The following is a 23,115-nucleotide window of genomic DNA, read 5'->3' on the forward strand; positions in this document are numbered from 1 at the left end:
GTAAAATAAAATCAGGAAGTTGAAAGGAAAAGAGAAAATGTTTGAATGGGGAAGAGCAATATGCTATTCAGGGTACAGAGAAAATCAAAGTCCATTAAATGAAACATATCCAACATATGATGAGATAAAGGAAGATTTACGAATAATTGAAAGCGAAGGATTTAAATACATAAGAATGTATTCACCGGTTATTTATGCAGAAATGACATGTCAGGTTATTAGGGATTGTGGCATGAATATAAAAGTAATGCTTGGTCCTGAACTAATATCAGAGGTTAATAATCCGGGATGCTCATGGGTTCATGAGGTGTATACCGAAGAAGAGTTGGCTAAAAGGGCAGAGTTTAATGATAAAAGAATTGAAAATCTTGTTAGAATAGCAAATGAGAATAGCGATATAATTAATGCAGTATCTATAGGAAATGAAAATACACCTGAATGGGGAGCAAATAATGTTCCTATAGAAAGATTGATTTCTTTTGCAAAAATATTGAAGTCAGAAACAAATGTACCTGTAACATTTAATGAGGGCGCATTCGAATGGGTAAAACTTCAGGAACTTGCAAAATATCTTGACATTATAAGCGTACATTCATATCCGTTGTGGTATGGAAATACAGTTGAAGAAGCGTTAGATGTAAACAAGGAATGGTACAAAAAGATATGTGAATTATATCCGGATAAACCTGTAATTTTTTCTGAAGTAGGCTGGGCTACAAACTGTGCCGATTTTTCACAAATGAAAGAAGGCGAGGCTAACGAAGAAAATCAGAAGAAATATTATCAAGAATTCTGGAATTGGTCAGACAAAGAAAAGATAATATCTTATATGTTCGAAGCTTTTGATGAACCTTGGAAAGGCGGAAACAGACCGAATGAAGCAGAGAAGAACTGGGGAATATTCAGAGTAGACAGAACACCAAAGTTAGTAATGCAAAAATAAATTAAAATCTCTCTTACTGAAAATCAGTTAGAGAGATTTTTAATTTAAAGGAAATTTTGCACATTTATAGTGATGCCGGAGTTTATTTTATAAATGATATTTTTTAATCGACATAATTAGTAATGTTGTAGCATTACTTGAAAATAAAATGTAAATATAAAAATGTTTCAATAGTATTTTACAAAAAACGAAACAGATAAAAACAAATATGCCGTGCAATTATACTAATTAAATTGTGAAAATTACAATATTATTGGTTGTAATGCATAAAACAATATGCTAGAATGAAATATGTAATAAAAAGGTTTTTATAACCAGAATATTGAAAGGAGAATAAAATGAAATTTAATAAGATTTCAAGAAAGGTATTGGCATATGCGTGTGCAACAGCAATGGTATTTTCAAGCGTATCTGCTTATCAGGTGTTGCAGGTAAGTGCATATGAAGAGAGTGATTACACAACTATAGGTGACGACAAGACTGTAACTGTAGGTGATTGGACTTTATATGCAGGTAAATGGGGATCAAATACAGGAGAAATGGCTTATGCAGGAAGTACAGTTGACGACTTAAGCTTAAAGGTTATTTCATCAGATGGTAACTCAGGCTGTTGGAAATTACAGGCTAAGCACACTGTTACAGGATTAACAAAAGATACTACATATGATTTAAAATTAAAAGTTAAAGCATCTCAGGCAGGAACTCTTTATGAAAAAATTGAGACACCTGAAGTAATAAAGACAGGTATTGAAATTAAAGAAGGTGAAAATGAAGTTACAGTTCAGTTTAAAGCAACTTCAGAATCAACAGGAATGGTACTTGAATTGAGCGGAATTCCATCTGGAACAGTACTTGATTTTGGAGGAATTACATGTACAGAAGCAACAGAAATTGAAACAACGACAGAGCAGCAGGCAGATGCAGAAGGATACTATTCATCAGCAAAGGGTAAGTGGACAACATCATTGCCATGGCAGGTATTTACTGTTGGCAGCATGAAATATAAAGGAACAGCAACTAAGAATGCTGTAACAGCTGACTTTAAATTTTTAGAAGCAGGCGGTGGAGACTGGAATACACAGGCAAGAGTTCCTGCAGATAAACAGGTATTTGGACCATTAGAAGCAAGTGGAGATGGAGTAAATTATAAGGTTAAAGTTGCTTATACTTCTACAGCTACATTTGGAGCTAACCTTCAGTTAAACGGAGCAAATAATGATGTTACATTTGAAGAAGGAACACATGAATTGAATTTAGATTATGTTTCAAAGGCAGATTATCCTGTAATCTTTATGAATTTAGGAAATGCTGTAGCTAATTCACAGTTGACATTTACTATGACATTTACAAAGGATGGAGAGACAGAACCAACAACAGAAAGTACAGAAACAACAACAGAAGCAGTTGAAACAACAACAGAAGCAGCTGAAACAACAACAGAAAGTACAGAAACAACAACAGAAGCAGCTGAAACAACAACAGAAAGTACAGAGACAACAACAGAAGCAGTTGAAACAACAACAGAAGCAGCTGAAACAACAACAGAAAAGCAGGAACCTGTTGAAATAACAATGGATCAAGAATTCAATGCAGATGGAGATCGTGAATTAGGCGGATATACAATTTATGTTGGTCAGTCATGGAATGGTTCAACAGCAGTTGCAGGTGTAGATGCAGAAGACGCAGATCACATCAAAGTTCAGCAGAAGACAAGTAACTGGGGTCAGGCATGGGGCTTACAGGTTAAGAAAGAATTTAGCGGACTTGTACCGGGAGCAAAATACTCAATCTCATGGAAGATAAATGCAGAATCAAATGACGGAAAAGTTTTAGTAACAAATAATGAAGCACAGATTGCATTAGTAGGTGGAGAACAGGTATTAACCGGAGAATTTACAGCAACAGAATCTGGAACAGGAGAATTCGTAGTAGGAATGGGCTGGGTAGGTTTAACAAATCCAATCGAATTCTTTGCACCTGAAATTACAAAAATTTCAGACCCTGAAACAACAACAGAAAATACAGAAACAACAACAGAAGCTCCTGAGACAACAAAGGCTCAGGAAGAAACAACTACAAAGTCAGCTGAAACAACAACTGCAAAAACAGCAACAACTGCAAAAACAGCAACAACTACAACAGTAGCACCAACAACAACAGCTCCTGCTACAACAGTAGCACCAGCAAAAGTAACAGTTAAGAAAGTTGCTATTAAGAAAGCTACAAAGAAGAAATCAGCAAAGAAAGCTTCAATTGTACTTAAGAAAGTAAGTGGAGTAGCAGGATATCAGGTTAAGGTATCAACAAGCAAGAAATTTGCTAAGAAGACAACAGTTACAGTTAATGCAAAGAGCGTAAAAGTAACAGTTAAGAAATTAAAAGCTAACAAGACATATTACGTAAAAGCAAGAGCTTACAAGAAAGTAAGTGGAAGCAAAGTATATGGTAAATGGAGTAAAGTAATAAAAATAGCTAACAAGTAATTTAATACAACCAAACTAATTTAGGAGAGTAGTTTTTACTACTCTCCTTTTTTTTGAACTATTTTTATTTGTGAAAAAAGTAAATAAAATGGCTTAAAATAGTCATAAAATGTTCAGTACTTGTGTATTTTGCACAATAAAATAACAAATATAAGAAAATTAAATACGTTGTGCAATGTGCACAATAAAAATGTTTTTTAAACTGTGATATTGTTGAAATGTGCACATAATTATGATAAAATTTAAAACAACATTGGGGCACATAATAAATGTGTAGCACATTATGAAGGGAGACAATAAAATGAAAATTAGGAAAGGAATTAAGTTAGCCTGCTCATATGGTCTTGTGGCAGCAATGGTTGTTACAAGCGCTACAGGCTATCAGGTAAAGAATGTTAGTGCGGCAGATCAATATGGAATTGCTTTATTGGATGGAGAAGTAGCTGTTCCTGAAGGATATACCTTACTTAATGAAGGATGGAATCCATTGGGAGAGAATTTAATCTACAAAGTTGGAGACAAGAATGATGTAGATGGTTCAGAATGGAATCTGTATTCAGGCAATTCATGGTCAGGAGTTTCAGCAGCAGCTAAAGATGGAGCTGATGGACAGAAAACAGTATCTGTATATGTTATAAATACTGCAGCCCAGGCTTGGGGACTACAGCTTGAAAAGGTTTTTGGTAATTTAGAAGGTGGAAAGTTCTATAAATATAATATTAAGTATACAGTTGATGGAACAGAAAATTCATGGGAAGAAACGACAATAGCTGATGAAAACGGACAGATTAAGGTTACTAAAGATCTTAGTGGCGTAGTTAAGGCGGGACAGACATTTACTGTAACAGATGTTACTGTTGAAGAGGCAACGGTTAGTGATGAAGTAAGATGGCTTACAACAGATAGAAACCTTGCATATCAGAAATCATCATCAGTAAGTAATTATAAAGAAGGTAACAATGATTCAACAACACTTACAGATGGTATTTGGGATAAGTGGAATGGTAATTATGTTGGTGTTAAAACACCGGGATATTTTGAAGTAGATTTAGGACAATCATATGCAGCTTCAAGTATTGATGAAGTAGTAGTATGGTTTAGAAATGGTCAGGCAGAATTATATCCGGCAAACGGATTCGATATTCAGTTCGGGGATACAACATTTAAGACGGTTGCATCTGTAACAGAATACCCGGCAGGAGCATCTACAGACCAGAAAGATGGCTCTCAGTACATGGTCGCTAAGGTACTTGACAAAGATAGCCTTAAGGGAAATGTTAGAAAAGTAAGAATAAATGTAAATCAGGCAGTTAACTGGGGAACACAGATTACAGAAATTGCTGTATTCTCAGAAAATCCACAGGGACCTGTAGAAATGGAAAAGGCATCTGCTCCTGCAGGAGTTACAGCAACATCTGATGCATACAATTCTATTACATATTCTGTTGAAGCAGCAGAAGGTCAGGTTGAAGCAGGATATAAATATATGGTATATGCAGGTGACAAGGTAATTGGTGATAATGTTGAAGCCGGAAAGTCATACACAGCAACAGGTGTTGATGCAGGTGAATATACAATTACAGCAAGAGCCGTATGTGATGATATGGATGTTTCAGATGTGATTGAAGCAACAGAAACAGTAAAAGTTACAGATATCTCTGAATTAGTTACAGGAGCAAATAATATTGCAAACACTAATAATAATCCTGAAGCTAAGATAATAGACATTTCATCATATTACAATGACGGATATACACTTGAAAATGCAGGCGTTGCAATTGATGGAAACATTGCAAGTGGTGAAGATAGTGGCGCTGCAATTAGAACAGCTGCAGGAGAAGAAGCAAGTGTTGTACTTGATTTAGGAGATGCGTATCTTCCATCACAGTTTGAAAAATTAATATTAGGATATTCTAATCCAAGAACATATGCAGCAGATACTAAGGTTGAACTTTCATTAGATGGTGAAAACTATACAACTGTAGCAGAAAATAATGGTTATTCATGTAAGAAAGACAATGCAGGAACAGCTGACTTAAATATTATTAATTTAGATAAATTAAGTGATTACACAGAAGCAGGAGTAAGATACGTTAAGATTTCTGTTTCAGGCGGTAGCAACGGATGGGGTTATGTAATTAATGAAATCGGTGTAGGCTTAAATGTAACAGTTGATGATGCTAAAGTTTATACAACAAAAACTCCAGTTGATGCACCTGTAATTGAAAGTAAGACATATACAGGTGAAACAGTTGTAGCAGATATTGAAGATACAGATGATTACACAGTAACAAAGAATGAAGGTGGAGTTGATGTAGGAACATATGATGTTGAACTTACATTAAAAGATGCTGACAATTATTACTGGAGTGATGATAACAAAGCTAAGGCAACAACAAAGACAGTTAAATTTGAAATTACTAAAGCAGACAGAACTGCACCTGAAGGAATTGAATCAGTTGCATCTACATTAGAAGAAAATGCTGATGGTAAGATTACAGGCGTTACAGATGAAATGGAATATAGAGCTGAAGGTGAAGAAGAATATACAGCAGTTACAGAAACAGAAATTGCAAATGTAAAAGCAGGAAAGTATTATGTAAGATATGCTGACAGCAAGAACTATAAAGCATCTGAAGATACAGAAGTAGAAGTTGCAACAGGTAGAAAGTTAAATGTTACATTAACAAATGGAACAGGTTACACATTAACAACAGAATATGAAGCAAGTGTTGTATACGGAACAGAATATACAGTTAAACTTGAATTAGCAGCAGGATACACAAAGGATAGTAAGCCGGTTGTTAAAGCTAATGGTGTAGAAGTAGTTGCATCAGAAGATGGAACATACAAGATTGAAATCAAGGAAGATACAGAAATTACAGCAGAAGGTGTAATTGAAGATATTCCTGAAACAACAGCAGCACCAACAACAACAGCTGCACCAACAACAGTAGCACCAACAACAACAGCTCCTGCTACAACAGTAGCACCAGCAAAAGTAACAGTTAAGAAAGTTGCTATTAAGAAAGCTACAAAGAAGAAATCAGCAAAGAAAGCTTCAATTGAACTTAAGAAGGTAAATGGAGCAGCAGGATATCAGGTTAAGGTATCAACAAGCAAGAAATTTGATAAGAAGACAACAGTTACAGTTAATGCTAAGAGCGTTAAAGTAACAGTTAAGAAATTAAAAGCTAACAAGACATATTACGTAAAAGCAAGAGCTTACAAGAAAGTAAGTGGAAGCAAAGTATATGGCAAGTGGAGCAAAGTTGTTAAAGTTAAAAACAATTAATTTCTAAATATTTCATTAAACTATAAAGCTATCGGCAGAGTTTCTGTCGGTAGCTTTATTAATTGTATGGAATCATAAGGAAAAAATATGTTAAAATGAAGTCATTGAAAAAAGAAACTTGATAAAGTAGGAGGAGTTATGACTTTAACACAGTTAAGATATGCAATAACAGTTGCTAATTCAGACTCAATGAATGAAGCGGCTAGAAATCTGTTCATATCACAGCCTAGTCTTTCTGCGGCTATTAAAGAATTAGAAGAAGAAGCCGGAATAGAAATATTTAGAAGAACTAATAGAGGAATATCTGTTACTCCGGAGGGAGAGGAATTCATAGGATACGCCAGACAGGTAGTTGAACAATACAATTTAATAGAAAATAAGTATATTGATAAAAAAGAATCAAAGAAAAAATTCAGTGTATCAATGCAACATTACACATTTGCAGTAAGTGCATTTGTGGAAATGGTAAAGCAGTTTGGTATGGATGAATACGAGTTTGAAGTTCATGAAACGAAAACTTATGATGTAATTGAAGATGTAAAAAATTTCAAAAGTGAAATCGGTATTTTATATATAAATGATTTTAATAAAAAAGTGTTAACTAAGCTTTTTAAGGAATCAGGTGTTGAATTTCATGAAATATTAAAGTGTCATATATATGCATATTTGTGGAAAAATCATCCATTGGCAAATAAAAAAGAGGTTACGCTTGAAGAACTTGAAGAATATCCATGCTTATCATTTGACCAGGGAAAAAATAATTCGTTTTATTTTGCAGAAGAAGTATTAAGTACTTATAGTTATAAAAGGCTTATTAAGGCGAATGACAGAGCAACATTTCTTAATCTTATGGTTGGGCTTAATGGATATACACTATGCTCAGGAATTATCTGTGAGGAATTAAATGGAGAAGAGTATTGTGCGGTAAAGTTAAAGTCAGATGAAATAATGACTATAGGCTATATCGTAAGAAAAGGAGTAACGGTAAGTCCTTTGGGAAGGAAATATTTGGAAGAAATAAGTAAATTTAAAGATAAAGCATTAGAATAACATGATTAAATACAGCTTGCTATAGACAAAACCTATAACAAGCTGTATTTTTTTTCGATTAGCACAATTTCTACTAAGGTGTTATACTTTGAAAACATAAGGAATAAAACAATTGAAACAAAGAAAATTAAGTCACAATATATAATAGCTTAATAAAGTTAAAAAAGTACATAGAAAGTGCTAATTTAATTATATTAATAAAACAAGTTGATTAGATACAGAAAAATGTATATATGCTGATTAGATTGAAAATGGAAATGAGGTGAGGGCATGTCAGAAATATTAATTCAAAATGTAAGTAAAACATATTCTACAAAAGATGGAAATGTTCAGGCTTTGAAAAATGTAAATTTATCAATAGAGCAGGGAGATATATATGGAATCATTGGTATGTCCGGTGCAGGAAAAAGTACATTAGTAAGATGTATTAATTATTTGGAAGAACCAACAGAGGGAAAAATTTTTATTAAAGGAAAAGAACTTGGTAGTTTTTCTAAGAAAGAACTTAGAAAGCAAAGAGAAGATATCGGAATGATATTTCAACATTTTAATTTGCTTATGCAAAAGAGTGTTCTTGAAAATATATGCTTTCCACTTTATATACATGGGAAGAAAAAGACAGAGGCTAGAAAAAGAGCAAAAGAATTACTTGAAATTGTAGGACTTAGTGATAAGGCAAAAGCATATCCGGCTCAGCTTTCAGGAGGACAAAAACAGAGAGTTGCAATTGCAAGAGCATTAGCATCAAATCCTAAAATTCTTCTTTGCGATGAGGCTACAAGTGCATTAGATCCGCAGACAACAGCATCAATACTCGATTTGCTTAAAGAGATAAATCAGAAATTTGGAATAACGATTGTAATTATTACACATCAGATGTCAGTAGTCAGAGAGATTTGTTCGCATGTAGCAATTATGAAGTCAGGGGAAGTTGTTGAGGATGGAAAAGTATCAGAAATATTTACACACCCTAAATCAGATGTAGCGAGAGAACTTATTAGCAGAGATTTGGGAAATGATATTGAAAATACAGGAAAGGTGGCAGCAAAAATCAGCAAAGGGAAGAATGTAAGAATTGTATTTTCAGAGAATTCATCATTTGAACCTGTAATTGCAAATATGATTTTACAATTTAATGAACCGGTAAATATTCTCAAAGCCAATACTAAAAATGTTGGTGGAGTTGCTAAAGGAGAAATGATATTAGGATTTCAGGAAGATAGCAATAATGTAGAAAAGATGAAAGAATATTTGATAGAAAGAGGTTTAGAGATAGAGGAGGTGGACAATTATGTGGAGTAGTGAAGTAAACAATATGATTTTGAATGGAATATTGGAAACGCTTTATATGACATTGTTGTCTACAGCCGTTGGATATTTATTTGGACTGCCGATGGGGGTGTTGTTAGCAGTATTTGACAAAGATGGGCTTAAACCAAATAGAGCTGCATATAAAGTGATAGACATAATAGCAAATATTGTAAGAAGTATTCCTTTTCTTATTTTGTTAATTTTAGTAATTCCATTAACAAAATTAATTGTGGGACAGAGTTATGGCTCGTCGGCAACAGTTGTACCGTTGGTAGTAGCAGCAATCCCATTTATAGCCCGAATGGTTGAATCTTCATTAAAGGAAGTAGATTATGGAGTTATAGAAGCGGCAAGAGCTATGGGAGCAAATGATTTTACCATAGTTGTCAAGGTGATGATTTTAGAATCAAGAACATCACTTATAACAGGAGCAACAATTGCAATAGGAACAATTCTTGGCTATTCGGCGATGGCAGGAACTGTCGGAGGCGGAGGCCTTGGTGATATTGCAATTCGATATGGATATTACAGATATGATTCAGCAATAATGATTGTAACAGTTGTGTTATTAGTAGTTCTTGTGCAGGTGTTTCAGTCAGTAGGAATGGTAGTTGCATCAAGACTTGATAAAAGAAAATAGACAAAAATATAAAATAAAAAACTAATTAGTAAAAATAAATTAATAACTTAAACAATTTTGCAAAATTAATTAATATAAACAAATTTTAAATAACAAATAGTTAATAACTTTTAAGTTTGAGAATAGGAGGAAAAATATATGAGAAAGAAAATTTTAGCAGTAGTATTAACAGGAATTTTAGCAGTAGGAGCATTAACAGGATGCGGAGCAAAGAGTGATAGTAAAGATTCAGCAAAGGCAAGTGATGATAAAAAGATAACAGTTGCAGCTTCAGCAACACCTCACGCAGAGATTCTAGAAGAGGCAAAGTCTTTGCTTGAAAAGAAGGGTTACACATTAGAGGTAAAAGTATTTGATGATTATGTTCAGCCAAATAACGTAGTAGAAAGTGGAGAATTTGATGCAAACTATTTTCAGCATATTCCTTATTTAGAGCAGTTCAATGAAGAAAAAGGAACACATCTTGCAATTGCAGGAAAGATTCATTATGAACCATTTGGAATTTATCCGGGAACAAAAAAAGATTTAAAGGATATTGCTAAAGGTGACAAGATTGCAGTTCCTAATGACACAACAAATGAAGCAAGAGCGCTTTTATTATTACAGGATAATGGCATAATTAAATTAAAAGATGGAGCAGGCATAAAAGCTACAGTAAACAATATTGTTGAAAATCCGTATGATGTTGAAATTGTAGAATTAGAAGCAGCACAGGTACCAAGAGTTGTAGATGAAACAGCATTTGTAGTATTAAACGGAAATTATGCACTTGAGGCAAATTACACAGTAAGCAAAGATGCATTAGCTTATGAAAAATCAGACTCAGAAGCAGCTAAAACTTATGTAAATGTAATAGCCGTAAAAGAAGGAAATGAAGATAGCGAAAAGATTAAAGCATTGGTTGATGTTTTGAAATCAGATGAAATCAAGCAGTTTATTGAAGAAAAATATCAGGGCGCTGTTATTGCATACGATGGGGAATAATCATATAATATTAGAATGATATGGTGTCATATGAAGATATAATCAGAAATTTAGAGTTATACTTTTAATAAAATAAAGTAGGTAGAGGATTAGATATTGATTTGTTTAATAATTAAATCCTTTACCTATTTTTGTTTTGAAAAGAATGAAATGAAATCATAAAGAAGTAATTATAAAATGAATTACAGGAAGCCATGAAGCTCTACAGAATAGGAAAAAACAAGTTTTGTAGGGCAAATAAGTATAAAAATAACAAGTGAACCCACAAATTAATATATCTACAATATACAAACCAACATATGTCCATATATTAGTTTACAAATCACAATCTACAACCATAAAACCAACCATCCAACATCCAACCATCCAACATCCAACCATCCAAATCAAATTTCGTTGAATATTATAGCGATAAATGTTAGAATAAAAAATAATTATGTGGAAGAAGAGAGGTATTAATAATGATTTCAAAAATCGCATGGAAAAAAGTTATGGCGGTAATTTGTTCAACTGCATTAGTTGGAACAGTAATGTGTGGATTTGGACATAAGGTTACATATGCAGAGGGAACTACATCTGAAGTTAATGGAGACCAGGGGACACTTCCTTGGGAGGCAGAATTTTATGCAGGTGAGACTGAAAACAATGGAGATGAAGGAACATTCCCATGGAATGATGAATTCACAACAACTGCACCTGAGACGACAACTGTAGATGTTACAACAAAAGGAAATGGCGATAATTGGGGAGAAGATATTTTTACAACATCGCATCAGGAGACAACTACAACAAAGGCGCCTGAGATAACTACAACAACGAAGGCACCTGAGACGACAACAACAAAAGCACCAGAGACGACAACAAAGGCACAGGAAACAACAACAAAAGCACCTGAGACGACAACAACAAAAGCACCTGAAACAACAACAGTACCAGAGACGACAACAACAAAAGCACCTGAAACAACAACAAAGGCGCCTGAGACAAGTACAACAACGAAGGCACCTGAGACAACTACAACAAAGGCGCCTGAGACAACTACAACAACAAAGGCGCTTGAGACAACTACAACAAAAAAAACACCGGGAATAACTACAAATCAGAACGAAACAACAACACAGAATGCAACAACAAATAATAACTCAAATGCACAGCCAACAAGTGTAGGTGGAACTTCTGCAATTTCTACAGCAACAGCAACAGAGACTACGATTGGTGGAGCAAATGTATATACAGTAAATAATCAGACAGCACCTGTAATCAAAAAAGCAATTAAGAAAAAATCAGCAAAAAAAGCAACAGTTAAACTTAAAAAAGTTGCGGGAGTAAATGGTTATCAGGTAAAGGTTTCTTTAAACAAAAAATTTAAAAAGAAAACAACTGTTACAATAAACACAAAAAAGGCAAAGGCAGTTGTTAAAAAATTGAAAGCCGGTAAGAAGTATTTTGTTAAGGCAAGAACATATGTGATTGTAGATGGAAAGAAAGTATATGGAAAATGGAGTAAGGTAAAGAAAGTTAAGAATATATAATCAGACTTTTAAGTGGTGAAAGACATGAGTAATATTAGTAAAAAAACATATGTATGGGTTTTATTGGCTATGGCAGTGATAATGGGAAGCGGATTGTTGTATTCTGCAAATGCAAGAGCCGGGGAAATAGTTAAAACAGAAAAGAATGGTGATGAAGGAACTTTCCCATGGCAGAACGAATTTACAACAACAGCACTTAATTATGAATCAGATACACAGAAAGAAACAGAAAAGACAACACAAAAAGTAACGACACAGCAAAAAGAAGAAACTAATGTAACAACAGTTGTTATATCTGATGAGAAATGTGTTAATGCAACTATTAAAAGAACCAAAATTAAAAAAATAAAAAAGAAAGCATCAAATAAAATATCGATTAAGCTTAAAGTCTTAAAGAGTGTTAATGGATATCAGATAAAAATATCAACATCAAAGAAATTTAAGGCGAAAGCAACAAGAACTTTAAATATAAATAAAATTAATTTTACAATTAAAAACATAAAAAATAAAAAAATTTATTATGTAAAAGTTCGAGGATATAGAAAAGAAAATGGTGTAAATCTTTATGGAAAATGGTCCAAAATAAAGAAAGTAAAATAAAGAAATAAAACAAAATAATAATAAAAAAGTTCAATGAATTGTATAGCTTACGAAAAGTTAGATTTTTAAGTCTGACTTTTGAGAGACTAAACAAAATTTCAATGAACCTTTTTTATTTAAAAATGACAAACTAGTTTAGGCAGTGTCGTATTAGAAAACGAAAAGCAACATAGCAACGAGCCAACTCATAGATGCTGCGCATCTATTTCGTTTAGGCAGTCGCCATATTCTAAAACAAAACCCCTCTGGTTTGTAAGCAAGCTTACACCAGAGGGCTATACTTTAGTAGGACGATAAATAATGCGTTTCTAAATTGAAAATAGGCTATCAAAATCGGTCTTGGAACTTCAAAAAAATATTTTGATTTTCTTGAAAAACAGTTCCGCTTTGTACCCCTATTTTCTCCTATTAGCAGAGGGAGTAATCCCTGTAATGCTAAATCGGATTACATAAGGAAAGGAGGATAAGAGAATGTCAAGGAGTTCAAAGATTACAGCACTCTATGAGCGTTTGTCGAGAGATGATGATCTTAATGGTGAGTCAAATTCAATCACCAATCAAAAGCAATACTTGGAAGATTACGCCCGAAGAAATGGTTTTACGAATATCCGTCATTTTACTGACGATGGTTTTTCGGGTGTAAATTTCAATCGTCCGAGTTTTCAGGAGTTGATTAAGGAAGTAGAAGCAGGAAATGTCGCAACGATTATTGTTAAGGATATGAGCCGATTAGGGCGAAACTATCTGCAAGTCGGTTTTTATACGGAAGTTCTGTTCCCACAGAAAGATGTCCGTTTCCTTGCGATAAATAACAGTATCGACAGCAATAATGCTTCTGACAATGACTTTGCCCCATTTTTGAATATAATGAACGAATGGTACGCAAAAGACACAAGCAATAAAATCAAGGCTGTGTTTGACGCCCGTATGAAAGACGGAAAGCGTTGTAGCGGTTCAATTCCCTATGGATATAACCGATTAGCAACCGACAAACAAACGCTTGTCGTTGACCCTGTGGCTTCTGCGGTGGTAAAGCGTATCTTTTTGCTTGCCAACGAGGGCAAAAGTCCGAGAGCAATCGCTGAATTGCTTACCGAAGAAAAGGTTTTAATTCCGGCTGCACAAGCAAAGGAATATCACCCCGAACAGTATAACGGAACAAAGTTTTCAGACCCGTATCTTTGGGGAATGTCAACCATAAGAGCGATTTTAAGCAGACAGGAATATCTCGGTCATACTGTTTTGCGTAAATCGGTCAGCACCAATTTCAAACTGCACAAAAGAAAGAATACCGATGAAGATGAACAGTATGTATTTTATAATACGCACGAGCCTATCATCTCGCAGGAACTTTGGGACAGCGTTCAGAAGCGAAAGAAACGAGCGAACAGGACAGCGGCAAGAGGAACGCATAGCAACCGTTTAAGCGGTTATCTGTACTGTGCGGATTGTGGCAGAAGAATGACCCTGCAAACGCATTACAGTAAAAAAGACCGTTCGGTGCAGTATTCTTACCGTTGCGGCGGATATGCAAGCAAAGTAAACTCCTGCTCTGCCCATTCAATTAGTGCTGATAATGTTGAAGCCTTGATATTATCGGCTGTCAAACGATTATCAAGATTTGTTCTGAATGACGAAGAAGCCTTTGCAAAGGAACTTCAAGCACTTTGGAATGAAAAGCAGACAGAAAAGCCAAAGCACAATAAATCGGAATTGCACCGTTTTCAGAAGCGATACGATGAATTGTCTAAACTTATTCGTGGCTTGTATGAAAATCTTGTTTCGGGATTACTGCCCGAAAGACAGTATAAGCAACTGATGAAGCAGTACGATGACGAACAGGCTGAGCTGGAAACGAAGATTGAGGAAATGGAAAAGGAACTTACCGAAGAAAAAGTAAATGCTGTTGATATTAAGCATTTCATTTCTTTAATTCGCAAGTGCAAAGAGCCGACAGAAATTTCCGATTTGATGTTTGCTGAACTCATTGACAAGATTGTGGTTTATGAAGCAGAGGGTGTGGGAAAAGCAAGGACACAAAAGGTTGATATTTACTTCAACTATGTCGGGCAGGTCGATATTGCCTATACAGAAGAAGAACTTGCTGAAATAAAGGCACAGGAAGAACAGATTGAGATGGAACGCTTGGCAAAACAGCGTGAGCGTGAAAAAGCCTACCGAGAGAAGCGAAAGGCGAAAAAACTCGCTGAAAACGGTGGAGAAATCGTCAAGACAAAGATATGTCCTCACTGTCAAAAAGAGTTTGTGCCTACAAGTAACCGACAGATATTCTGTTCAAAAGATTGTTGCTATCAGGCAAGGCAGGACAAGACAAAAGCCGACAGAGAAGCTGAAAAAGGAAATCATTATTATCGTCAGCGTGTCTGTGCTGTGTGTGGCAGTACCTACTGGCCTACACACAGTCAGCAGAAATTCTGTTCCGAAGAATGTCAAAAGATAAACCATAACGAGAAGTCTTTGGAATTTTATCACAAGAAGCAGAAGGAGAAATCAGAATGCAAAGATTTATTACAGACGAAAGAACTGGTATCCAGTACGAACTCATCGGAGATTATTACTATCCCTGCTTGACGATAGAAAACGAAGAACCGCCTACGCTCACAAAATACGGAAGAATGAGGGAAAGATATTTGAGGGAGCATAGGAAAGTCTTATATTGCAATCTGCTTACAAGCGGAAAGTTATATGAACACCTTGCTGAAATTGATACTTCGGCGTGTAATATGGCGGAGTATCTGATAAAGGAAATGGCAAGAAAACAAGGTGTGACGGAACAACTGAAAGCGGAGGATATGATGAGATGGGTCGGATTGATGAATAATATCCGAGCCTGTGCAGATGAGATTGTATTGAACGATATTGTGTATTCCTAATAGCATACCAGCCGAAAAGGAACTGCTGTCTTTACTGATGGCAGTTTTCTTTTTCGGGAAGTATTCAAGAAGTCATTAAGTCGTGAGTGTAATGGAAGTGGTTAAATTGAAAGTTCATAAAGATGGTATGATGTGTTAAAATGAGAGTGATGAATTGTAATTTTCCGCATTGAATATTAAGAGACTTGTAGGTGTAAGCCTTTTGCTGTTTTATTATATTCTTTCAAAAAATGAAAGCTAATCTTTGAATAAATATTTTTTGAATTTAAGTGACGCTTGACACATTTTTCCCGTTTATTAGGGTGAAAGGCCTTAATACAAGGGAAAGGAGGAGAAGCCTATGGATGATAAGCAGATATTAGATTTATATTGGGAGCGCTCCGAAGCTGCTATATCCGAAACTTCAAAAAAATACGGAAAGTATTGCAGATACATAGCCTTTAATATTCTTTACAATGACGAAGATAGCGAGGAATGTGTAAATGATACTTATTTAAGAGCTTGGAACAGCATACCGCCTAACCGTCCATCTGTCCTAAAAACTTTTTTAGGGAAGATTACTCGCAACCTATCTTTGGACAGGTACGAACTGCTTAATGCAAAGAAACGTAATGGTGGGCAAATGCCATTGGTTTTTGATGAAATACAAGAGTGCATACCATCGTTGGATAGTACAGAAAACATTGTTGAAGAAATCGCTCTAACGGATATTCTCAACCGCTTTCTTTCTTCCCTGTCATTAGAACAGCGAAAAATCTTTATGAGAAGATATTGGTATTTATCGCCCATTAAAGAAATTGCAACGGAATATGGTATGAGCGAGAGCAAAATCAAGATGTCATTATTTCGTTCAAGGAACGAACTCAAAAAATTGTTAGAGAAAGAAGGTATCTCTGTATGAAAGAAAAGAAACTTTTAAGGGCATTGGGAAATGTCGATAATCAGTATATTAAGGAGGCTGAACCTATGAAAAAAACAAGTAAAATAACTAATCGGCAAAAATGGGTGTCTGTTGCAGCTTGCTTCGTACTCGTTGCTGTGATTGGAGTGGGAGTTTTTCAAAGCAATCTGTTTGGTACAAAAAACGATATTGCCACGCTGAATGATGGAGAAACAATTACTTTTGTTAAAAATGACTTATCACAATCTTCAATTAACTTAAATGTAACAACAAGACCTTTGAGCGATGCTGAAATTGAAATGCTTTTTGCAGACTTGCCTGTTACCGCAGATGCTTATTTTGATGCTGACAATCATAATATTCTGGGTTTTGAGGGAAAAATTGATGATACAAGAATGGTAGTTTCTAAACAGGGTGTAAATCTATTAGATACTATCATTGATGGAAATACAATCACTTCAAGTGTAGACGGCGTTGATATCAACGCAGGATATTTCGTAACAAAGTCAAATAGTCAAGGTGTCAAAACCGTAATATATTATGCAACCTTTGATATGGGAGAGAACACTATTTATGTAGAGTATTCTGGCGTTGAAAATGAAAGTGAAACTGTAAAAAACAACTTGGCAGACACAATTTTGAAGTTGATTGAGAACGGTGCATTTGATTTGAGCCAAATCCAAGAATAATCTGCAAATTTCATATACTAAGAACTTGATGTAACACCCTATACCCTTAAAAAATAGGGAAAGTAATATAAAGCCCCAAAAAACAAGTCTAAAAAGCTCTATTAGAACGGTATCTTCGCTTTTTGCCTGTTCTTATGATTATAATTTTAGTGGTCACGTTTTTTGCTACTTGAATGACAGAAAACATCGTAGAAATACGGTGTTTTTTGTTGCCCCAAACCCTACAATTTCATACATAACCACAGGTTAGTACAAATACCTTGCGTGATTTTTTTGAAAGGCTTAGAAAGGCAATTTTGCCCGATTTTCGCCCCGAAAAATGACAGAAACAAGGCTCTGAGTATCTTTCCTGTGGTTTTTTTATTTTCAGACGGAAAGGAGGATTGATATGCCGAGAATGAGTAAGAAACGGAAACAAGATTGGGCATTGTTTCTGAACGAAAGAAATCGCATTACCTACAACGAACTTTGCAGAAAATGCAGTAATGACTGCAAGCAGAGTTTCCGTTGTATCGTGGTGCTTTGCCCTAAGTATTTATCGAAAAGGAGAACGAAGAAAAATGAAGCAAATGGAAAATGAAATGAATGTAAATGTCCCTCTCGAAGTTATTAAGGCAAGTGAGATTGAGCCGAAGGAAGTGAAATGGCTGTGGTATCCGTATATTCCGTACGGCAAGGTTACGCTGTTGCAGGGCGATCCGGGCGATGGAAAAAGCAAGTTAATGCTGTCAATCGCCGCACTGCTCTCTAAGGGCGAACCTCTGCCTTTTACTGAAACGGAAGAAAATGAGCCTATGACTATCATCTATCAGACAACGGAAGATGATGCAGACGATACGGTAGTACCCCGATTTAACTCTGCCGGTGGGAACGGAGAAAACCTTATCTTCATCAAGGAAGATGAAAAGTCTTTATCCTTTGGAGATAACCGTATTGCTGAAGCAATCGAAAAGTATCACGCAAAACTTTTAATTCTTGACCCGATGAGTTCCTATATCGGAGAGAACTGTTCAATGAACAATGCCAACGAAACAAGGGCAGAGTTTAATCACTTGATTGCAGTTGCAAAAAATACTGGCTGTGCCATCGTGATTATCGCCCATATGAACAAGATGAGAGATATAAATCCTCTTTATCGCACCAACGGTTCGATTGATATTGCGGGTGCTGCAAGAAGTATTCTTGCAATCACACGCACACCGAACAAAGAAGCACCAGCGGAACGATATATGGTGCAAGTGAAATCTAACCTTGCCCCGACAGGCTCGGCAATTCTTTTTGAGGTGGCAGAAAAGGGAGTGGACTTTATCTCTGAAATGGAAATGACAGCAGAAGAAGCGTTCCAATCCCTCGCACCCAAAATGGGCAGACCGAACGAAAAGGAAATCAAGGCGAAAGAATTTCTTTTGGAAATGCTGAAAGACGGAGAAATGCTTTCTTCGGATTGCGAAGAAAGACTTGAAGCCGCTGGGTTCAAAAAATCGACCATCAAAAAGGCAAAGAAGAAAGCAGGAGTTATCTCCCGAAAACAAGGCTTTCTGTGGTACTGGTCTTTGCCGATGGGCGATATACCGAGAGAATAAAAGCAGGCTGTCTGATGGCGGGACAGTCTGTTTTTATGATGGAGGTATCAAAAGGAGGTCAAGGGGGAACACCCTTGCCCACGACATCTTTGCAGACGAAGTCTGAAAGTGTCATAGTGGGTTACACACATTCAGAGAATGTTGTGTAATGGCTTCGCCCTGTCTGGAAAGGAGAGAAAAATGGCAAAAACCAATAAGGCGGATATGAGTTGTGCAAGGGTAAAACAGTACACCGCTTTTGATGTGAGCAAGGCGGAAAGGCACAATGAACGCAAGAATGAAACCTATGAAAATATGAATGTGATTACGGAACGCATAGCCCTTAATGTGCATTTCAAAAAACCGACTGTCCCAACCTATATGGAGCAGTTAAAGCAGATGGAAACAGACGGGTTAGTATCGCTTCGTGGACTGAGGAAAGACGCTACCCTTTTCAATGAGATTGTGATTGATGTGAATACGATGTACTTCGAGCGTAACGGTGGTTATGAATATGCAAAGCAGTTTTATGAAGAAGCCTATCATTTCATCGAAGAAAAATTCGGTGCTGATAATGTTATATCGGCAGTAATGCACGCTGATGAAATCAATGTAGCCGCAACCGAGGAACTGGGAAAAGAGGTTTACCATTATCATCTTCACGCAATGGTTCTGCCTGTTGTGGAGAAAGAAATCTTATGGAGTAAGCGTTGTAAAAACCCCGAACTGCGAGGAACGGTCAAGGAAGTGGTTAATCAGATAAGCCATTCAAAGAAATGGAAATCGGATATTCCAATGACCGATGAAAAAGGAAATCCATTGTTAAAGAAGAACGGCAAGCCGATGTTTCGAGCTTCGTACAGCATACTGCAAGATGAACTGTTTAATTATATGACGGAACGAGGGTTCAAAGGCTTTCAGCGTGGCGAATACGGAAGTACAGCAGAGCATTTAACTTCCCTGCAATATCAAATCCAACAGGACAAAGAACGATTGGAGAAGTTGCAGAAGCGTATTCAAAAGGAACAGGTTAAATATGAGCCTGCCCGTCATATCTCAAAGACCTTAAACGAGATTGACGGTATGGGACAGAAAACCTTTACGGGCAAGATGGCAATATCCAAAGAGGACTACTCACAACTGACTGCCCTTGCAAAAGAGGGAATTACCAGTCGTGCGGAAATCAATAAGTTGGAGCAGAGTGCAAATTATTACCGACAGAAATATTTTGACAGTGCAAACGCATTGGAGAGAATGAAAACCAAATACAACGAACTGAAAGAAAAGTGCAGACCTTTTCTTGAAGCGTTGGAGCATTTCCCCGAAGTTGCTAAACTTTTTACCGAAAAAGTGAAGCAACTTTTTTCTTTTAAGGAAGCACAGGAACGAGCCGAAAAAGAAGCGAGGGAAAAAGAAAGACAAGAGCGTATTAAGGCACGAAGAAACAAGCGTGGTATGGAAAGATAACCATTTCCATTATACTCACGACTTAATGACTTCTTGATATGTTCCGATGAAACAGGCTGTATTTGTGGGGTGTTCCAAACGGAATGCCCCACAGTCAATTTATGAAAAGGAGAAACGGACTATATGAAAGAAAACACTTTATCTTATACAACGCGAATAGGCAAAACAACTTTTATTGTCAATGTGAAGCAATCGGAAAGTGCGAAGAAGCCTTTGAATACGGTGTTTCAAGAAATATGCCGACACGAGATGTTAGGCGTTTTTTCAGCAGATAAATATTTGAATTTAGAAAACTTACAAAAATCATCTTGACAAACTCGTTCCCGAGGGGTTTTGTTTTAGAACGTGGCTCGTTGCTATAAAAAATGTAGCTTTTATAAAATAAAGATACTTTATTTTAAATGGTTTAGTGGTAAAATTAAAATGGTTTATACGATTTACAAATAAAAAAGAAAGGATTATTTAATATGTTTAAAAAAGGAATTGCATTTATAACAGCTGTTGCTTTAGTTACATCAGGGATTGTATTTACACCTTCTAATGCAGATGCAGCAGTTAATTCAAATCAGGGTTCAAATTCATGGAAATTAGTGTGGAGTGATGAATTTAATCAGACTGTTGGTCAGGCACCGGATACAAGTGTATGGAATTATGATATTGGACATGGTAGCAATGGATGGGGAAATAATGAATTACAGCGCTATACGGATAGCACGAATAACGTTTACATTGCAGATTTATCTTCTGATTCGGGTTCGAGTGACGGAAGAGCACTTGCAATAAAGGCACAGAAAGAGGGAAGTGAATATACATCAGGACGTATTCAGACTCAGAATAAACAATATTGTAAATTTGGAAGAATAGAAACAAAGCTTCGTGTTGAAAATGGAAGCCAGAGTGGTGTATGGCCGGCATTCTGGATGTTAGGTCAAAATTATAATGCGAGTGGTAATAATTGGAATGGCGCATATGGTGCGTCACCATGGCCGTCATGCGGTGAAATTGATATTATGGAACATAGAAATGCAGAAACGCAGGTAATTGGTACACTACATTGGAATCCAAGTACAACTAATTATGAACATGTTTATGCGGGTAGTGAGACAACAAACAGTTTTGGAGCAATAGATACAATTGAAAATTGGCATACATATGCAATTGAATGGTATGAGGATTGTATGAAATGGTATGTTGATGGTATTTGCTATCAGACAATGAATATTTCAAGTGAACAAATGGATGAGTTTCAGAGAGACCATTTTATTATTTTAAATTTGGCATTAGGAAGCAATAGTTCACCATTTACTTTGAATCAGACTGTAAGTGCAAATTTTACAAATGCTACAATGTATGTTGATTATGTAAGAGTTTTTCAGGGAAATGATGCTTCATTTTCAATTAAGAATAAAAAAGAAGGCATTGCTCAGCCTGAAACTACAACTAACAGATTTTCAAGTATGACTTCAATTAATAATGATGGTAATATGCATAATATAGGGCAGTGGAATTATTTGTTCGCAGGCTCTTGGACAGGCACATCAGGCTATTATAAGGGCGGAACAGATTTAAATGATTTGGAAGTTTATATTGGAAGCAATAACAATGCAAGCGAAGAATGGGGAGCACAACTAAAGACAAATGCACTTAGCCTTAATGCAGGGAAAACATATAATTATTCCATTTCAATAGAGTCTGATAAGGCAGGTGCAGAAGTTCTGCTTAAAAATGATACGGATGGAATTGAATTACAAAGAAAGACTTTAACAAATGGCAAAAACATATTTGCAGGAACTATAACATCAGAAAAAGGAAACGCAGAGCTTATATTTGCACTTGGAAAAGTAGCTGCAGGGACGACTTTAAAAGTAACAGATTTTACTATTTCAGATAGCTCGGGAGAAATAACAACAAAAGCACCGGAGACAACAAAGGTTTCTGAAACGACTACAAAAATTGCAGAAACAACAACTGCTAGTGGTAATAAACCTGAAAAACCATTTGGTTTGGTGGTAAATTGTCCAAGTGATAATACTATTTCTGTAGTATGGGGAAATGTAGTTGGAAATTTATACAATATCTATATAGATGGAGTAAAAGTAAAAGAAGCTGTAGGATGTGCAGAATATAGATTTGAAGGATATTCAGTAGGAAGTCATACAGTAGAGGTGTGTACGATAAAGGGTGGTATCGAATCAGACAAAATTTCAGGTACAGTTAATGTTACAGGAAAAGATGAGATAACAACAAAAGCACCGGAGACAACAAAGGTTTCTGAAACGACTACAAAAATTGCAGAAACAACAACTGCTAGTGGTAATAAACCTGAAAAACCATTTGGTTTGGTGGTAAATTGTCCAAGTGATAATACTATTTCTGTAGTATGGGGAAATGTAGTTGGAAATTTATACAATATCTATATAGATGGAGTAAAAGTAAAAGAAACTGTAGGATGTGCAGAATATAGATTTGAAGGATATTCAGTAGGAAGCCATACAGTAGAGGTGTGTACGATAAAGGATGGTATCGAATCAGACAAAATTTCAGGTACAGTTAATGTTACAGGAAAAGGTGAGATAACAACAAAAGCACCTGAGACAACAAAGGTTTCTGAAACGACTACAAAAATTGCAGAAACAACAACTACTAGTGGTAATAAACCTGAAAAACCATTTGGTTTGGTGGTAAATTGTCCAAGTGATAATACTATTTCTGTAGTATGGGGAAATGTAGTTGGAAATTTATACAATATTTATATAGATGGAGT

17 protein-coding genes are annotated in these 23,115 nt (G+C 35.7%); all 17 read left to right on the forward strand.

Annotated features, from left to right (window positions below):
* The first annotated feature begins 37 nt into the window (after nt 1-37).
* Nucleotides 38-943 (forward strand): glycosyl hydrolase family 17 protein, encoded by a 906-nt coding sequence (locus DWX29_RS08280; protein WP_118565602.1) that lies wholly within the window; start codon nt 38-40, stop codon nt 941-943.
* 338 nt (nt 944-1,281) lie between these two features.
* The gene (locus DWX29_RS08285) at nt 1,282-3,426 is read left to right on the forward strand and encodes a hypothetical protein (protein WP_117910611.1); all 2,145 of its coding nucleotides are present in this window, start codon (nt 1,282-1,284) and stop codon (nt 3,424-3,426) included.
* 301 nt (nt 3,427-3,727) lie between these two features.
* Entirely contained in the window at nt 3,728-6,721 is a 2,994-nt protein-coding gene (locus DWX29_RS08290) for a discoidin domain-containing protein (protein ID WP_118565603.1), read from the forward strand.
* A gap of 138 nt (nt 6,722-6,859) precedes the next feature.
* Entirely contained in the window at nt 6,860-7,771 is a 912-nt protein-coding gene (locus DWX29_RS08295; protein WP_117910613.1) for a LysR family transcriptional regulator, read from the forward strand.
* 270 nt (nt 7,772-8,041) lie between these two features.
* Nucleotides 8,042-9,073, forward strand: coding sequence for an ATP-binding cassette domain-containing protein (locus DWX29_RS08300; RefSeq protein WP_022088256.1), 1,032 nt, complete (start codon nt 8,042-8,044; stop codon nt 9,071-9,073).
* Nucleotides 9,063-9,722 carry a methionine ABC transporter permease gene (locus DWX29_RS08305; protein ID WP_118565604.1) on the forward strand — a complete coding sequence of 220 codons (660 nt, stop codon included), beginning with the start codon at nt 9,063-9,065 and terminating at the stop codon, nt 9,720-9,722. Before DWX29_RS08300 ends, DWX29_RS08305 begins: the two co-directional genes overlap by 11 nt.
* 138 nt (nt 9,723-9,860) lie before the next feature.
* Entirely contained in the window at nt 9,861-10,706 is an 846-nt protein-coding gene (locus tag DWX29_RS08310; protein ID WP_118565605.1) for a MetQ/NlpA family ABC transporter substrate-binding protein, read from the forward strand.
* Between the two features lie 461 nt (nt 10,707-11,167).
* Nucleotides 11,168-12,238 carry a hypothetical protein gene (locus tag DWX29_RS08315; RefSeq protein WP_118565606.1) on the forward strand — a complete coding sequence of 357 codons (1,071 nt, stop codon included), beginning with the start codon at nt 11,168-11,170 and terminating at the stop codon, nt 12,236-12,238.
* 24 nt (nt 12,239-12,262) lie between these two features.
* Nucleotides 12,263-12,838, forward strand: coding sequence for a hypothetical protein (locus tag DWX29_RS08320; protein ID WP_118565607.1), 576 nt, complete (start codon nt 12,263-12,265; stop codon nt 12,836-12,838).
* A gap of 471 nt (nt 12,839-13,309) precedes the next feature.
* Nucleotides 13,310-15,430: a recombinase family protein gene (locus tag DWX29_RS08325; protein WP_118565608.1), complete on the forward strand. Its 2,121-nt coding sequence runs from the start codon at nt 13,310-13,312 to the stop codon at nt 15,428-15,430.
* A complete protein-coding gene (locus DWX29_RS08330) occupies nt 15,427-15,732 on the forward strand; it encodes a TnpV protein (protein ID WP_347496384.1) in 306 nt (101 codons plus the stop codon). The genes DWX29_RS08325 and DWX29_RS08330 overlap by 4 nt, the downstream gene beginning before the upstream one ends.
* A 340-nt stretch (nt 15,733-16,072) precedes the next feature.
* Nucleotides 16,073-16,633: a sigma-70 family RNA polymerase sigma factor gene (locus DWX29_RS08335; RefSeq protein ID WP_118565609.1), complete on the forward strand. Its 561-nt coding sequence runs from the start codon at nt 16,073-16,075 to the stop codon at nt 16,631-16,633.
* Nucleotides 16,630-17,322, forward strand: coding sequence for a hypothetical protein (locus tag DWX29_RS08340; protein ID WP_054690455.1), 693 nt, complete (start codon nt 16,630-16,632; stop codon nt 17,320-17,322). Before DWX29_RS08335 ends, DWX29_RS08340 begins: the two co-directional genes overlap by 4 nt.
* Nucleotides 17,323-17,710: 388 nt before the next feature.
* Entirely contained in the window at nt 17,711-17,902 is a 192-nt protein-coding gene (locus DWX29_RS12950) for a hypothetical protein (RefSeq protein ID WP_054325471.1), read from the forward strand.
* Entirely contained in the window at nt 17,883-18,905 is a 1,023-nt protein-coding gene (locus DWX29_RS08350; protein WP_173783928.1) for an AAA family ATPase, read from the forward strand. Before DWX29_RS12950 ends, DWX29_RS08350 begins: the two co-directional genes overlap by 20 nt.
* 180 nt (nt 18,906-19,085) lie before the next feature.
* Nucleotides 19,086-20,351 carry a plasmid recombination protein gene (locus tag DWX29_RS08355; RefSeq protein WP_117599154.1) on the forward strand — a complete coding sequence of 422 codons (1,266 nt, stop codon included), beginning with the start codon at nt 19,086-19,088 and terminating at the stop codon, nt 20,349-20,351.
* Between the two features lie 467 nt (nt 20,352-20,818).
* Nucleotides 20,819-23,115, forward strand: a 2,297-nt coding sequence (locus DWX29_RS08365) for a glycoside hydrolase family 16 protein (protein WP_199663686.1), incomplete at its 3' end; no start/stop codon positions are given.

Origin of the sequence: Eubacterium sp. AF19-12LB (assembly GCF_003479125.1) — a bacterium.
GTDB classification, from domain to species: Bacteria; Bacillota; Clostridia; order Lachnospirales; family Lachnospiraceae; genus Eubacterium_U; species Eubacterium_U album.